Source organism: Pseudoalteromonas sp. GW168-MNA-CIBAN-0100 (genome assembly GCF_040309225.1).
GTDB classification, from domain to species: Bacteria; Pseudomonadota; Gammaproteobacteria; order Enterobacterales; family Alteromonadaceae; genus Pseudoalteromonas; species Pseudoalteromonas arctica.
Map to the genome: position 1 here is coordinate 1 of NZ_JBEOOL010000032.1, position 15,431 is coordinate 15,431.

Below are 15,431 nucleotides of genomic sequence, written 5' to 3' on the forward strand. Positions count from 1 at the left end.
TGGCTGGGATACCAGGATTTGAACCTGGGAATGCCAGGATCAAAACCTGGTGCCTTACCGCTTGGCGATATCCCAACAAAGAATTAATGATAATTTTATTTCTTATCAAGAAATGGTGCGGAAAGAGAGACTTGAACTCTCACAACCGAAGTTACTGGAACCTAAATCCAGCGCGTCTACCAATTCCGCCACTCCCGCATCGTTTGTACAATAAAGTACAGGTAGTTATTTTAAACTCTTCATTGAGCTGCAATTTAACTCTTGCAGAGCCATTTCTAAAAGAAGAAATGGTGGCTAAGACGGGATTTGAACCTGTGACCCCATCATTATGAGTGATGTGCTCTAACCAGCTGAGCTACTTAGCCATTGTTGGCTGGGATACCAGGATTTGAACCTGGGAATGCCAGGATCAAAACCTGGTGCCTTACCGCTTGGCGATATCCCAACAATAACAATTGATAGTTTTAATTCTTATCAAGAATTATGGTGCGGAAGGAGAGACTTGAACTCTCACATCCTAAGATACTGGAACCTAAATCCAGCGCGTCTACCAATTCCGCCACTCCCGCACACAAGGTAGTTATTTTAAACTCTTCATTGAGCAACAAAAAAATAATGGTGGCTAAGACGGGATTTGAACCTGTGACCCCATCATTATGAGTGATGTGCTCTAACCAGCTGAGCTACTTAGCCATCTTTTTTTGTTAGCACTTCATCGCTGAGTGCGGGGCGTATTATGCTGATATGACCCAAATTCGTCAACACCTTTTTTGCAAAAAAACACTTAACTGTGTTTGTTTGCAGGAAAATTAAGCTAACAGGCTAAAATTTAATAAAAATGCTGTTTTTTTAGCTGCCTTTAAGGCGCGGAATCTTAATTAACCCTGTACTTCTTTAATTAAGCGATATTACAAAGATAGACTAGTTGAGGCTAATTATTATTTTTATAATGCTTAAATACAAAAAAGGCTCGTAAAAACGAGCCTTTAAAAATTATTACCAAGTGAAATTGGTTTAATTTGTACTTATACGTTGAACAAGAAGTTCATTACATCGCCATCTTTAACAATGTACTCTTTACCTTCTTGACGCATCTTACCTGCTTCTTTTGCGCCACTCTCACCTTTAAAGGCAACAAAGTCGTCAAAAGCAATAGTTTGCGCACGGATAAAGCCACGCTCGAAGTCGGTATGGATTTTACCCGCTGCTTGTGGTGCTGTTGCACCTACAGGGATTGTCCATGCGCGTACTTCTTTTACGCCAGCTGTGAAATAAGTTTGTAATTGTAGTAATTCATAACCACCGCGAATAACAAGGTTAAGACCTGGCTCTTCTAGACCAAGATCAGCCATAAACTCTAGCTTGTCTTCGTCATCTAGTTCTGAAAGCTCAGACTCGATAGCGGCACATACAGGAACAACAATCGCATCTTCAGCTGCGGCAATAGCGCGTACGCGGTCAAGGTATGGGTTATTTTCAAAACCATCTTCTGCAACGTTTGCAATATACATTGTTGGTTTAATCGTTAAGAAGTTAATAGAGCTGATTGCTGCTTTTTCTTCTTTAGTTAGTGCTAGACCACGTAAAGTTAAGCCTTCGTCAAGATGCACTTTTACTTTTTCAAGTACAGCATTTTGCTCTTTAGCGTCTTTATCGCCACCTTTTGCTTTTTTTGAATTACGGAATAGGGCTTTTTCAGCGCTATCCATATCAGCAAGTACTAACTCAGTGTTGATTACGTCAATATCGTCAGCAGGGTCAATAGTGCCTGCTACGTGGATGATGTTTTCATCTTCAAAACAGCGAACTACGTGGCCAATTGCATCGGTTTCACGAATGTTAGCTAAAAACTGGTTACCAAGGCCTTCACCTTTAGATGCGCCTTTTACTAAGCCTGCAATGTCTACAAATTCCATACTGGTGGTAAGAACTCGTTGAGGATTAACAATTTTAGCAAGTTCGTCTAGACGAGGATCTGGCACAGGTACCACACCTGTATTAGGCTCAATGGTACAAAAAGGAAAGTTAGCGGCTTCAATACCCGCTTTAGTTAGTGCATTGAAAAGCGTTGATTTACCAACGTTAGGCAAGCCAACGATGCCACATTTAAAACCCATAGTAAGATACCTTGTTTAGAATTCGTTTAAACGGTGTACTTGGACCCAAGTTACTAGGGTTTAAACGAATGTAGTCTGTTTTGTGCTTTTAACACACCATCTTTTGCAAGTATTTCCATGCAACGAACTGCTTCATCAACAGCAGCATCCATTTTTTCTTGGTCTGCTTTGGCCGCTTTTCCAAGCACCCAACCAGTAACCATTTCACGATGCCCCGGATGACCTACACCAATGCGCAAGCGCATAAAGTCTTTTTGATTTGCCATTTTTGCAATAATGTCTTTTAAACCATTATGACCGCCATGCCCGCCGCCTTTTTTTAACTTGGCAACGCCTGGGTCTAAATCCAATTCGTCATGGGCAACTAAAATGTCCTCGACAGGGATTTTGAAAAAATTAGCTAAACTACCGACCGCTTTACCACTTAAATTCATGTAAGTAGTGGGGATCAATAATTTGAATTCTTGGCCTTGAATGATCACTTTGCCTGTAAGGCCGTGATATTTAGGATCGTATTTTAGGGTGCAGTTGTAGCGTGCAGCGATTTGCTCGATGAACCAAGCACCTGCATTGTGGCGTGTGTTTGCGTATTCGGGGCCTGGATTAGCCAGGCCCACAAGCATTTGAATAGAATTCAAGGTTGCGAGACCTTAAAAATTATTCTGCTGCTGCAGCGTCGTCTTCAACTGGAGCTGCTTTGTTTGCTTTGATAGTCAGGATAGACTGATCATGGCCTTCGCCTTTACCTAAATCTACAGAGCTAACGCCTTTAGGGAAAGTAAGGTCAGAAATATGAACAGAATCGCCAACAACAAACTTAGAAACATCTACTTCAATGAATTCTGGAAGTGCTTTTGGAAGACACGTAATTTCAACTTCAGTTAACTGGTGAACAACAGTTGCGCCAGCTTTAGTTACAATATCTTCACCGATGAAGTGAAGAGGAACTTTAGTTTGAAATTTATGAGTAGCATCTACACGTTGGAAATCAAGGTGAGTAAGCTTAGGCTTGAATGGGTGACGTTGGATATCTTTTAAGATTACTTCAACAGCTTCGCCATCTACGTTAAGCGTAAGGATATGCGTGTAAAAACCTTCGTCTTCTTGTGCTTTGATCATATCTTTATGAGCAAAAGTAAGAGATAAAGCTTCTTTGTCAGCTCCGTAAAGGATTGCAGGAACTTTGTCTTCGCGACGTAGGCGGCGGCTCGCACCAGTACCAGTTTCTACGCGAAGTTCAGCGTTATATGTATAAGTTTTGTTAGACATGATGTCTCCAGTTATTAAAATGTGTAGGGCCTTTGCGACCAAGGTCCCTAGCCAAAAGGCGCGCTATCATACCACCACGCCCAGACAAAATAAACATCGCTTACAAAAAAAGCGCCAAAAGGCGCTTTTATACTCAGGAATGTTTAATTTTAGTGTTCAAACATCGCTGAGATAGATTCTTCGTTACTAATACGACGAATAGTCTCTGCTAACATGTCAGCAAGCGTAAGTACCTTAATTTTATCAAGGGCTTTAAGCTCGTCAGATAGCGGGATTGAGTCAGTTACAATTACTTCGTCAATCATCGAGTCACGTAAGTTTTCTGCTGCTTTACCTGAAAGAATAGGGTGCGTTGCGTATGCAAATACGCGCTTAGCGCCATGTTCTTTAAGTGCTTCTGCTGCTTTACATAACGTACCACCGGTATCAATCATATCATCTACGATAATACAATCACGACCTTCAACGTCACCAATAATGTGCATTACTTGAGAAACGTTTGCTTGAGGGCGACGTTTATCAATGATTGCTAAATCGGTATCGTTTAGTAGTTTTGCAATTGCACGTGCGCGTACAACACCACCAATATCTGGAGATACAACAACGACGTCTTCAAAGTCGCGTTCTTTCATATCTTCAAGTAATACAGGGCTGCCAAATACGTTGTCTACTGGTACATCAAAGAAGCCTTGGATTTGTTCAGCGTGTAAATCAACCGTAAGAACACGGTCAACACCCACACTTGATAAGAAATCGGCAACAACTTTAGCGGTAATTGGAACACGGGCAGAGCGTACACGACGGTCTTGGCGCGCATAACCAAAATAAGGAATGACGGCAGTAATACGACCTGCAGATGCACGACGTAGAGCATCAACCATAACGATAAGTTCCATTAGGTTATCGTTTGTAGGGGCACAGGTTGATTGCAAGATAAAAACGTCCGAGCCACGAACATTTTCATTTATTTGAACACTGATCTCACCGTCGCTAAAACGGCCAACAACAGCATCGCCTAATTCAATATATAAACGTTTTGCAACTTTTTGAGCTAACTCAGGTGTTGCGTTACCAGCGAAGAGCTTCATGTCAGGCACGGTAGGGTTCCTCAGGCACTGAATATTTGGACTAACGGGCAATGATAAATACCACTGCGAGTTAACTTATGATTACTTGTACGTTACTTCATTGATCGAATATGGCGGTTAACTCCGTATGAGCAGGTGAGACATTTGCGCTTGAAGCCACAAAACCCTGCCAAGTATGGGGGAGATTTTCAAGTACATCTTGTGCTTGAACTTGACTAGCAAATTCGACAAAACAACATGAACCTGTTCCGGTCATCTTCGACGGTGCGTATTTTAGCAACCACTGGAGGGTTTTTTCAACCTCGGGGCAAAGCTTTTTAACTAAAGGCTCACAATCGTTGGTTAAAGTATGGTGTTTCCAATCGCCTATTATTTTTGGTGTGTCGCGTTTTAAATCTGGATGTGTAAATATTTTTGCGGTACTTACATGTTGATTTGGGTGTACAACGCAGTACCATTTTTGTTCAAGTTTTACCTGGTGTAATTTCTCACCAATACCATGCGCTATGGCGCTTTGCCCTTGTATGAACACCGGAACATCAGCCCCTAATTTAAGTCCTAATTGGGCTAGAATTTCTAAATTTAGTTCTAATTTCCATAATTTATTTAGGGCTAATAAAGTACTTGCGGCGTCGGATGAACCACCTCCAACACCTCCGCCCATCGGTAAGCGTTTAATTAAATTTATTTTTACACCTAAAGAGGTTTTACAGTGTGTTTGTAATAATAAAGCCGCTTTATAGATGAGATTATCATTTAGGGGTATGTCTTTAGTATCACCCCCGACAGAAATACCACCGTCTGTTGTTAGCTCAAAATGCAACTCATCACCAAAATTTAAAAAAGTAAATAAGGTTTCTAGTTCATGATAGCCATCTTCTCGGCGAGCATTAATATGTAAAAATAAATTGAGTTTTGCCGGAGCAATAAGTGAAAAAGAGGTTTTGTTATTCATACTTATTTAAACTGCCAATCGTAGAGTTGAATTTTTATTTTTATTTGTTGGTGCTTTAACGTCAGTTTAGTAGGTAACCAGTAACCTGCGTTTTGTACGTAAGTGCCGTAATCTATTTGCCATTTCTTGCCTGCATTATCAAACCATAATACTTGCTTAGCACGGCCTAGTTCATCAACGACTAAACTTTGATCGTCAATGGTGCCCTTAAGCCAGTTATCGGCGTTATCAACAGGGAGTGTAAAACCCGTTAAACGCTTTAAAAGCTCTGCAGCATTAGTATCAAAGTACTCATCGCCGTCAAACTCTAATTCAGCACCATTTGCTGTTTGTTTAAGCGACAAAATACGAGTACCAATAAAAGTAGTCAGTATTAAATTATTGGAATTTGTTGTTTGCTGCCAATTTAAGTTTGCAGATTGACGCTCTTCTGGGCTTATAAACGCGAGTTTACCCTCGACCTGCCAAGTTTTTTGAGCAGCTAAACGTGGCTTCCAATCATCATAAAGTGTTGTTTTTGTATCAATTTGATGGGCACAGCCACCTAATAATAAAAAAAACATGAATAAAATCAAATATTGTCGAATCAAATGTTGTTCCTTACTTTCCATATTCCGCTGATTTTTGGTAAAATTACCGCCTTTGAAGTAGGGCTCAGCAATATTTGGCAAATATGACCATAATAGCACTAGGTATAAATCACAAAACCGCATCCGTAGAATTACGTGAAAAAGTGGCTTTTTCGCCTGAGCAAATTTCAGAGGCGTTGCAACAATTAAGTGGCCATGCCGACTTTAATGAAGCGGTTATTGTGTCTACCTGTAATCGAACCGAGATCTATTGTAGCCTCGCTCAGCAAAATTCCCAAACACTGTTAACGTGGCTTGCCAGTTTCCATGGTTTGGATGAACATGAACTGAGCAGCAATATATACTGCCATGAAGGTAATGACGCCATTAACCACTTAATGCGCGTAGCGTGTGGGTTGGATTCTCTTGTGTTAGGCGAGCCGCAAATTTTAGGGCAAATAAAGCAATCGTTTTTTAGTGCTAAAACCCACGATGCAATAGGGGTTACTTTTGATAGGTTGTTTCAAAAAACCTTTTCGGTAGCAAAACAAGTTCGTACTGAAACAAATATAGGCGCAAGTGCCGTGTCGGTTGCATTTGCGGCTGTTAACTTAGCAAAACATATTTATGGCAAGCTTGATCAAACCAATGTGCTATTGATTGGTGCTGGTGAAACCATTGAACTGGTTGCTAAACATTTATATCAAAATGAGCCTAAAAAAATAACGGTAGCTAATAGAACAATTGAACGTGCTCGCAGCCTTGCTGATGAAGTGTCGGCAGATGTTATCGCACTTGCACAGTTGCCAGAACGTTTACATGAAGCCGATATAGTCATTAGTTCTACCGCCAGTACTTTACCTATTATTGGTAAAGGGGTGGTTGAGCAAGCGCTTAAGCAGCGCCGACACAAGCCTATGCTATTTATAGATATTGCGGTTCCGCGCGACATAGAAAGCCAAGTAGGTGAGCTAGATGCTGCCTATTTATATTCCGTTGATGACTTACAAACCATTGTAAGCGAGAATATGGCAGCGCGTGAGCAAGCTGCACAGCAAGCGCAAATAATTATTACTGAACGCACCAAAGAATTTGCAATGTGGATGCGCTCACTCGATTCGGTAGATTTAATCCGCCATTATCGAAATGATGTACAAACAATTAAGTCAGAACTTGTAGAGCGTGCTGTTAGTCAGCTAAATACAGGTAAAGATGCAGAAAAAATTATATTAGAGCTCGCCAATAAATTAACCAATCGCTTAATGCACGCGCCTACCCGTGCAATACAAGACGCAGCGAAAAAAGGTGAAGTGGCGCAGCTAAACCAGTTGAAAAAAATGTTAGGTATTGATCAGGAATAACCGTTAAATGAAAGAGTCTGTTTATAATAAATTAGAAACCTTAGTAGAGCGTTACGAAGAAGTACAAGCGCTGCTAAGCGACCCGTCGGTCATTAGTGATCAAAATCGTTTTCGTGGGCTTTCAAAAGAATACTCTGAGCTTGAAGAGATTGTAAAAACGTTTTTAACTTACAAAGAAACGCAAGATGATTTAGCCAGTGCAGAAGAAATGCTTAAAGATTCTGACCCTGAAATGCGTGAAATGGCGCAAGAAGAATATAAAGAAGCTAAAGCACAAATTTTGGTAATTGAAGATCAAATTCAAGTATTAATGTTGCCAAAAGATCCGCGAGATAATAACAACGTGTTTGTTGAAGTACGCGCTGGAACAGGCGGTGATGAAGCGGCTATTTTTGCTGGCGACTTATTCCGTATGTACAGCCGCTATGCAGAAACTAAAAAATGGAAAGTAGAAGTTGTGAGCACCAATGAAGGTGAGCACGGTGGCTACAAAGAAGTTATTGCAAATATTAGTGGCGAAGGCGTTTACGGTCAATTAAAGTTTGAATCAGGTGTACACCGCGTACAACGTGTGCCAGAAACTGAGTCACAAGGGCGAGTTCATACCTCTGCGTGTACTGTTGCGGTAATGGCGGAAGTACCAGAGGCCGAAGCGATACAAATTAATACCGCAGATTTAAAAGTTGATACATTTCGTGCATCAGGCGCAGGTGGTCAGCACGTTAATAAAACAGATTCTGCTATTCGACTTACACATATACCTACCGGTGTTGTGGTTGAGTGTCAGGATCAGCGTTCACAGCATAAAAACCGTGCTAAAGCTATGTCAGTACTTGCAGCACGTTTGCAACAGGCTGAAGATGAAAAGCGCCATGCGGCAGAAGCATCTGAACGTCGTGACTTAGTAGGTAGTGGCGATCGCTCTGAACGTATCCGTACTTATAACTACCCACAAGGTCGTATTACCGATCACCGTATTAACTTAACACTTTATCGTTTGAATGAAGTGGTAGCGGGTGATTTAAGCTGCGTTATTGACCCATTAATGCAAGAACATCAAGCTGACTTATTAGCGGCTATGGGCGACGAGTAATCGTGAGCCAAACTCTTGAACAAGCTATTGCTGCAGGCGCTAATTTATTAGCACCTAGCAGCGAAAGTGCTAAATTAGACGCACAAGTTTTACTTCTACATATTCTTCAAAAACCTCACAGTTACCTTTTTACTTGGCCAGAGCATGCGCTTAATGCCGAACAACAACAGCAATTTAATACATTTTGCCAAAGACGTTTAAACGGTGAACCTGTTGCACATATTACGGGGCAACGTGAATTTTGGAGCTTATCGCTTGAAGTTAACGCAACAACTTTAATACCTCGACCAGATACCGAGACGTTGGTAGAGCAAGCTCTTGAAATGGATGTACCTGTAGATTCCAAGGTGCTTGATTTAGGCACCGGTACTGGTGCAATCGCACTGGCGCTTGGTAGTGAAATGCCTAACTGGAAAATTACAGCTGTAGATAGAGTAAGTGATGCAGTTGCACTGGCTACACGTAACCAGCAGCGATTGGCTATTAATAACGTTCACGTTAAGCAAAGCAACTGGTTTAGCGAGTTACATGGTGAGACATTCAACCTAATTGTCACTAACCCACCTTATATTGAAAGCAGTGATATACATTTAAATCAGGGCGATGTGCGCTTTGAGCCTTTGTCGGCATTAGTGGCGGATGATTGTGGAATGTCTGATATTAAACAAATAATTACGCAATCACGTGACTATTTGTTATCTAGTGGCTATCTTTTAATAGAACACGGTTTTGAGCAAGGTGAAGCTGTTCGTCATTTTTTCCAAAAAATGGCATTTGTGAATATTAAAACAGTGAAAGACTTTGGTGATAATGACCGTGTAACGTTTGCACAGTGGCCCTAAAGAATAATAATTGCCTGCTAGTGCGTTAAATAATGCCATGAAGGAATTTCGACTATGATGGGTGATTTTTTATTTTCAGATGAGCCAGAAGAAGCAATCAATGAGATTGAACTCGGTACCTGGAAAGTATTAATCGTTGATGATGAACCTGAAGTTCATGCTGTTACAAAACTAGCGTTGAGTGATTTTGAGTTTCAAAATAAACGCTTAGAATTTATTAGTGCGTACTCAGGTGCTGAAGCAAAAGAGCTTGTGAAAGAGCATCCAGATGCAGCCATTGTACTACTTGATGTAGTAATGGAGACCGATGATGCCGGTTTGCAAGTTGCTAAGTTTATTCGTGAAGAAGCTAAAAATAATCATATTCGAATTATTTTAAGAACGGGTCAACCTGGTCAAGCACCTGAACGACAAGTAATTATTAATTATGATATTAACGATTACAAATCTAAAACGGAGCTAACGGCTCAAAAGTTATTTACTGTTATTATGTCGAGCCTGCGCTCGTATCGGGATATTATTTCGATTGAGCAGTCACGCGAAGGGCTTGAGAAAATAATTATAGCGTCCCGTGATATTTTTTCTGCGCATTCAATAGAGCACTTTATTGAAGGCGTTATGCAGCAGTTAACTTCTTTACTCGGTATTGCTGATCAAGCTATGTATGCAACTACTTTAGTTGCGCAAAATCCTGAAGCACAAAATAATAAAAAATTAATTGTTTGCTCGGGTACCGGTGACTTTGAAAAAAGTGAAGGTAAAGAGCTCGATGAGGTATTACAAGCTGAACAGTTAAGTGCATGTCATCAGGCGCTTAATGAAAAAAGCATTATTTATAAAGATAACTACTTATTTGCGTATTGTAGCAGTGAGTACAATCATAATTCGATGCTATTTATATCAGGTATTCCAAAGGATTTAACGGATACTCAGCGCCATTTAATTAAGATTTTCTCTCAAAACGTGCAACTTGCGTTTGAAAATGTACAACTTCAGTCTGAAATAGAAGCAACGCAACAAGAGCTTGTTTACAGGTTAAGTGAAGCGGTAGAGCAGCGATCAACCGAGACAGGTAATCATGTTAAGCGTGTAGCACATATTTGTCATATATTGGCACAAGGGTATGGCTTATCTAAGCATGATGCTGATTTAGTAAGGTTGGCGTCGCCTCTTCATGATGTAGGCAAAGTGGGCATTCCTGATGCGGTATTAAATAAACCAGCAAAGTTAGACGCCCAAGAATGGGAAGTGATGAAAACCCATACTGATAAAGGCTATACTATTTTAAAAGACTCGCCGCATGAGATTGTTAGTGCAGGCGCAATTATTGCAAAAGAGCATCATGAAAAATGGGATGGCTCTGGTTACCCACAAGGTTTAAGCGGAAACGCAATTAATGTATTTGGTCGTATAGTTGCACTTGCTGATGTATACGATGCACTTCGCCATAAACGATGCTATAAAGAACCTTGGACACTGCAAAACGTAGTTGATGAAATTAACGCTCAAAAAGGCACACACTTTGAACCAAAATTGGTTGAAGTATTTAACGAGAAGCTTGATGAGTTAGAAGCGGTTCTTAACCGTTTTCCTGATTAAATTTTTATAAAACAGAAGTACAGGGGCATATGGATTATTTAGCAGTAAAGCATTCACACATGGCAATTGCGATGTTGAGTGTGATTTTATTTTATGTTCGCGCATTTTCGCGAATGGGCAGTGGTAAATTAGCAAAAAATAAAGCGGTAATGATTGGTAGTCATAGTATAGATACTTTGTTATTAGTGTCTGCACTTACGCTTATATTTATGGCTAAAATTAACCCGTTTGAACAATATTGGCTATTAGAAAAAATAGTTTTAGTGGTTATATATATTGGTATTGGGGCTAAAAGCGCCAGACAAACTAAAATGACGGCTAAAGTTGCTTACGTTTTAGTTAACACTGCTGTTATTTTAGCGATAGGTTATTTAGCGACGTCTAAATCAGCTTTTTTGCTTTAAGTAATACCTGACTATTTGAGCTTTATAGTTGTTTTATAAAGCTCAAATACGACTCCCTCTCAGAAAATATTCAAAAAAATCTCTATATTGGTATATAGCTTTAAAGTTAGGTAAACTACGCCTTCGTTTTCTAAAATGTTGCAGTATTAATGACTACCCTCGGGTTTGACGAACACGATGAATCTTATCTTGATGATGCTTACGATGAATTTACACCTCCAGCGATTTACCGCTGTATTAAAGCAGAGTCAAAATGGGACCCTCAGATAGATTTAACACCATGTTATGAAACTTTAACTGACTTTGAACAGCAAATTTCAGCGCTGTGTTTAAAAGTGAGTGATGAGCACGATTGCTTCGAAAAATTATTAGATATGTTTTACAGCGATTGGCTATTTAGTGCCTCAGGCTTAAAAGTGCCAGAATACAAATTAAATACATTAAGCTATACGCTTTCTATGCGTAGTGGCTCACCAACAACGCTTGCAATTATACTTTGTCACTTTTTACAACACGCTAACTTTGATGCAAATCTTAGTCTTACGCTGGGTGATGTTGGTGTTCATGTGGCGATAAGTGATGAAGAGGGCTATATAATTGAGCCAAGCAGCGGGCAACAAAGCTGGTATATCATCCCTGAAAACGCAGATGAAGATGATGGGCAAGAACAAGAGCCTTTAGAGTTAATTTTTGATGACGAAGTATATAAGCTATTTTTAGCTCAGCAAAAATGGTCTTTCATTAGCGAAAACAAATTTGGTCATGCTTTGACCTGTGTAGAGATGCTAATGGAGCTAATAGGCGACGACCCGTATGAGAGACGCGACAGAGGTTACTTATTAAATCAGCTCGGTTGCCCTAAAATGGCACGTGATGATTTACAGTTTTTTGTCGATGAGTGTCCGGACGATCCTGCAATAGAGATTATTCAACACCAAATAGAAGAACTAGAAGATAATAATAAAACGCACCATTAAGAATAGGAATAATTATGGTTGAAACTCAAAGCGCATTAATTACAAATGATGCCGTTGTGCTTGGTTTGCTTGCTGTTATTTTGGGGGTTATTTTTAAAACCTCAAACAGTGAGCGTCCAGCTTTAAAACGATTTTATAAATACGTACCTGCTTTACTACTGTGTTACTTTTTACCTTCGTTATTAAATACCTTTGGTATTGTAGATGGTAATAAATCTAATGTTTATTATGTGGCTTCGCGCTACTTACTGCCTGCTTGTTTAATACTACTTACCATTAGTATTGATTTAAAAGCTATTATTAACTTAGGCCCTAAAGCGCTCATTATGTTTTTAGTGGGTACATTGGGCATTGTTATTGGTGGGCCATTAGCTATTTTAGTAGTGAGTGCATTTGATCCAAGTATTGTTGGTGGTCATGGGCCCGATGCAGTATGGCGCGGTATGACAACCGTTGCGGGTAGCTGGATTGGCGGTGGTGCTAACCAGGCATCAATGAAAGAGATGTTTGAAGTGGGTGGTGATATATTTTCTGTAATGATTACAGTAGATGTAATAGTCGCGAATATTTGGATGGCTGTTTTATTGTTAATGGCAGCAAATCATAAAAAAATTGATGCTGCTACGGGTGCTGATACAAGCGCAATTGAAGATTTAAAAAAACGTGTTGAAGCCTATCATGCTGAACACGCGCGTATTCCTACTCTTAACGATTACATGACGCTGCTTGCAATTGCATTTGGTATAACCGGTTTAGCGCATTTTTGTGCTGACTTTTTAGGTCCGTACTTTGGCACTACTTATGAGTGGGCAAAAGAATACAGCTTAAACAGTAAATTCTTTTGGCTAATTGTTATATCAACAACGATTGGCATAGGCTTATCGTTTACTAAAGTTAGACAAATAGAAGCGTTTGGCGCTTCAAAGGTAGCCTCTAGCTTTTTATATATTTTAGTCGCATCAATTGGTTTGCACATGAATGTAACCGCTATTTTTAATAACCCTGGGTTATTTTTAGTTGGCGCAATTTGGATGCTAGTGCATGCAAGCATAATGTTAGTAGTAGCTAAACTAATTAAAGCACCGTTATTTTATATGGCTGTGGGCTCGCAGGCTAATGTGGGCGGTGCAGCGTCTGCACCTGTTGTAGCATCAGCGTTTCATCCGTCATTAGCGCCTGTTGGTGTTCTGTTAGCTGTACTGGGCTATGGTGTGGGTACTTATATGGCTTATATTTGTGGATTAATGATGCAAGCAGTTGCACCGTAAGGAATTTAAATGAAAGACCAAATTATTAAAATCAATGAAATTGAACTAGCAAACAACAAACCGTTTGTATTGTTCGGTGGTATTAACGTATTAGAATCTCGCGATTTAGCTATGCGTGTTGCAGAGCATTACGTAGAAGTTACGACGAAACTCAATATTCCTTATGTATTTAAAGCGTCATTTGATAAGGCTAACCGTTCTTCAATCAATTCGTACCGTGGTCCTGGTATGGAAGAAGGTTTAAAAATATTTGAAGAGATTAAAAAGACTTTCAACATACCGCTTATTACTGATGTACATGAACCGCATCAAGCAGCACCTGTTGCTGAAGTTGTTGATGTAATTCAGTTACCAGCCTTTTTAGCACGTCAAACAGATTTAGTTGTGGCGATGGCTAAAACAGGTGCAATTATTAACGTGAAAAAACCACAGTTTTTAGCGCCGCATGAAATGCGCCACATCATTACTAAATTTAATGAAGCGGGTAATAATAACATCGCACTTTGTGAGCGTGGTTCTAGCTTTGGTTACAACAACCTTGTGGTTGATATGCTGGGTATGGATGACATGAAAGCAATGGCGCCTGTTATTTTTGATGCAACACATGCGCTACAACGCCCTGGTGGACGAGCTGACTCTGCTGATGGTCGTCGTGCACAAGCTGCAGAGCTTGCTCGAAGTGGTATGGCGCTAGGTATTGCAGGTTTATTTATTGAGGCGCATCCAAACCCTAACGAAGCTAAATGCGATGGCCCATGTGCGCTAGCGCTTAGTAAGTTAGAAGGATACTTAACGCAAATGAAAGCTGTTGATGATTTAATTAAAAGCTTTGCCCCACTTGATACAAGTGCAAGCGATTTATAATTAAGCATGATGTTTATTAAAAAGCGACTCAGGTCGCTTTTTTTATGCCTTTAATATACACAAACTTATATGATGTATATAATCTCACGCATAAGAAAAACTAATTCTAAGCTTGGTTATTATGTCAAGACGGGTACCTCCATTAAACGCATTAAAAGCCTTTGAAGCGGCTGCGCGTCATTTAAGTTTTACTAAGGCTGCAGAAGAGCTCTATGTAACGCAGGCGGCAGTAAGTCATCAAATAAAAACACTTGAAGAGCATTTAGGTTTAAAGTTGTTTTTACGTAAAAACCGCTCATTATTATTAACTGAAGAAGGCCAAGGCTATTTTTTAGATATAAAAGAGATTTTTACTCAGCTTATTGATGCAACTGAAAAGCTATTAGCCCGTGGTGCTAAGGGCTCATTAACAGTTAGTCTAACACCAAGTTTTGCTATTCAGTGGTTAGTGCCTCGTTTGAGTTTGTTTAATGAGTTACACCCAGAGATAGACGTGCGAATAAAAGCACAAGATCAAGACGAAAACTCACTGACTGATGACGTAGATATTGCTATTTACTACGGAAGAGGTCATTGGAATGGCGTACAAGCGTACAAACTTCATACCGAATATTTAGTACCACTTTGTAGTCCTATGTTATTAAGCGGATTAAAGCCGCTTGATCAACCTAGTGATTTAGCGCATCACACCTTATTGCATGACACCACACGCAAAAACTGGAAAACGTGGATGAAAACTGCAGGCGTGCGTAACATTCAGGTAAATCAAGGACCTATATTTAGTCACTCATCAATGGTGTTACAAGCTGCAGTACATGGGCAAGGTGTGGCAATTGGTAATAGTGTATTAGCTAAACCCGACATAGATGCAGGGCGTTTGGTTATTCCGTTTAATCACAGTCTAGAAAGTAAAAATGCATATTACTTAGTGCTTCGCGAATCTCAAACAGAGCTTGGTAAAATAGTTTCGTTTAAAGAGTGGATGCTGAGCTTAGTAGAGCATGAGCAAGAACATGAGTATTAAT

At 40.0% G+C, this 15,431-nt stretch carries 15 protein-coding genes and 6 tRNA genes; 9 read left to right on the forward strand and 12 right to left on the reverse strand.

Annotation, left to right across the window (positions count from 1 at the left end; all coding sequences use genetic code 11):
- From AAEY62_RS16775 to lolB, 12 genes are all read right to left on the reverse strand, one after another.
- Positions 1 to 75, reverse strand: a tRNA-Gln gene (locus tag AAEY62_RS16775).
- A 38-nt stretch (positions 76 to 113) separates the two neighbouring features.
- Positions 114 to 198, reverse strand: a tRNA-Leu gene (locus AAEY62_RS16780).
- 90 nt (positions 199 to 288) lie between these two features.
- Positions 289 to 365 (reverse strand) — tRNA-Met (locus tag AAEY62_RS16785).
- A gap of 5 nt (positions 366 to 370) precedes the next feature.
- Positions 371 to 445, reverse strand: a tRNA-Gln gene (locus tag AAEY62_RS16790).
- A gap of 39 nt (positions 446 to 484) precedes the next feature.
- Positions 485 to 569: transfer RNA gene (locus AAEY62_RS16795), tRNA-Leu, on the reverse strand.
- A 47-nt stretch (positions 570 to 616) separates the two neighbouring features.
- Positions 617 to 693, reverse strand: a tRNA-Met gene (locus tag AAEY62_RS16800).
- 332 nt (positions 694 to 1,025) lie between these two features.
- Positions 1,026 to 2,117, reverse strand: coding sequence for a redox-regulated ATPase YchF (gene ychF / locus AAEY62_RS16805; protein ID WP_007583951.1), 1,092 nt, complete (start codon positions 2,115 to 2,117; stop codon positions 1,026 to 1,028).
- Between the two features lie 53 nt (positions 2,118 to 2,170).
- Positions 2,171 to 2,755, reverse strand: coding sequence for an aminoacyl-tRNA hydrolase (pth, locus tag AAEY62_RS16810; RefSeq protein WP_007583954.1), 585 nt, complete (start codon positions 2,753 to 2,755; stop codon positions 2,171 to 2,173).
- 19 nt (positions 2,756 to 2,774) lie between these two features.
- Positions 2,775 to 3,386, reverse strand: coding sequence for a 50S ribosomal protein L25/general stress protein Ctc (locus tag AAEY62_RS16815; RefSeq protein ID WP_008171830.1), 612 nt, complete (start codon positions 3,384 to 3,386; stop codon positions 2,775 to 2,777).
- Positions 3,387 to 3,535: 149 nt separating this feature from the next.
- Positions 3,536 to 4,483, reverse strand: a complete 948-nt coding sequence (locus tag AAEY62_RS16820; protein WP_007583957.1) for a ribose-phosphate pyrophosphokinase — start codon at positions 4,481 to 4,483, stop codon at positions 3,536 to 3,538.
- Positions 4,484 to 4,571: 88 nt separating this feature from the next.
- On the reverse strand, positions 4,572 to 5,429 hold the full coding sequence (gene ispE / locus AAEY62_RS16825; protein ID WP_010554716.1) for a 4-(cytidine 5'-diphospho)-2-C-methyl-D-erythritol kinase: 858 nt from the start codon (positions 5,427 to 5,429) through the stop codon (positions 4,572 to 4,574).
- A gap of 2 nt (positions 5,430 to 5,431) precedes the next feature.
- Entirely contained in the window at positions 5,432 to 6,019 is a 588-nt protein-coding gene (gene lolB / locus AAEY62_RS16830; RefSeq protein ID WP_024593864.1) for a lipoprotein insertase outer membrane protein LolB, read from the reverse strand.
- A gap of 83 nt (positions 6,020 to 6,102) precedes the next feature.
- Between lolB and hemA the strand changes: the two genes are divergently transcribed.
- The 9 genes from hemA (at position 6,103) to AAEY62_RS16875 (ending at position 15,430) form a co-directional block, all read left to right on the forward strand.
- On the forward strand, positions 6,103 to 7,359 hold the full coding sequence (gene hemA / locus AAEY62_RS16835; protein ID WP_010554718.1) for a glutamyl-tRNA reductase: 1,257 nt from the start codon (positions 6,103 to 6,105) through the stop codon (positions 7,357 to 7,359).
- Positions 7,360 to 7,366: 7 nt separating this feature from the next.
- Complete coding sequence (prfA, locus tag AAEY62_RS16840; protein ID WP_007583962.1) at positions 7,367 to 8,452, forward strand: peptide chain release factor 1; 1,086 nt, start codon at positions 7,367 to 7,369, stop codon at positions 8,450 to 8,452.
- Positions 8,453 to 8,454: 2 nt separating this feature from the next.
- Positions 8,455 to 9,294 (forward strand): peptide chain release factor N(5)-glutamine methyltransferase, encoded by an 840-nt coding sequence (gene prmC / locus AAEY62_RS16845; protein WP_350635444.1) that lies wholly within the window; start codon positions 8,455 to 8,457, stop codon positions 9,292 to 9,294.
- 54 nt (positions 9,295 to 9,348) lie between these two features.
- Positions 9,349 to 10,893 (forward strand): response regulator, encoded by a 1,545-nt coding sequence (locus AAEY62_RS16850; RefSeq protein WP_007583964.1) that lies wholly within the window; start codon positions 9,349 to 9,351, stop codon positions 10,891 to 10,893.
- A gap of 29 nt (positions 10,894 to 10,922) precedes the next feature.
- Positions 10,923 to 11,297 (forward strand): SirB2 family protein, encoded by a 375-nt coding sequence (locus AAEY62_RS16855; protein WP_007583965.1) that lies wholly within the window; start codon positions 10,923 to 10,925, stop codon positions 11,295 to 11,297.
- A 149-nt stretch (positions 11,298 to 11,446) separates the two neighbouring features.
- The gene (locus AAEY62_RS16860) at positions 11,447 to 12,274 is read left to right on the forward strand and encodes a tetratricopeptide repeat protein (RefSeq protein ID WP_350635446.1); all 828 of its coding nucleotides are present in this window, start codon (positions 11,447 to 11,449) and stop codon (positions 12,272 to 12,274) included.
- A gap of 14 nt (positions 12,275 to 12,288) precedes the next feature.
- Positions 12,289 to 13,542, forward strand: coding sequence for a DUF819 family protein (locus AAEY62_RS16865; protein ID WP_024591612.1), 1,254 nt, complete (start codon positions 12,289 to 12,291; stop codon positions 13,540 to 13,542).
- A gap of 9 nt (positions 13,543 to 13,551) precedes the next feature.
- A complete protein-coding gene (gene kdsA / locus AAEY62_RS16870; protein WP_007583968.1) occupies positions 13,552 to 14,406 on the forward strand; it encodes a 3-deoxy-8-phosphooctulonate synthase in 855 nt (284 codons plus the stop codon).
- Positions 14,407 to 14,527: 121 nt separating this feature from the next.
- Positions 14,528 to 15,430, forward strand: a complete 903-nt coding sequence (locus AAEY62_RS16875) for a transcriptional regulator GcvA (protein ID WP_002958561.1) — start codon at positions 14,528 to 14,530, stop codon at positions 15,428 to 15,430.
- Position 15,431: the final 1 nt, after the last annotated feature.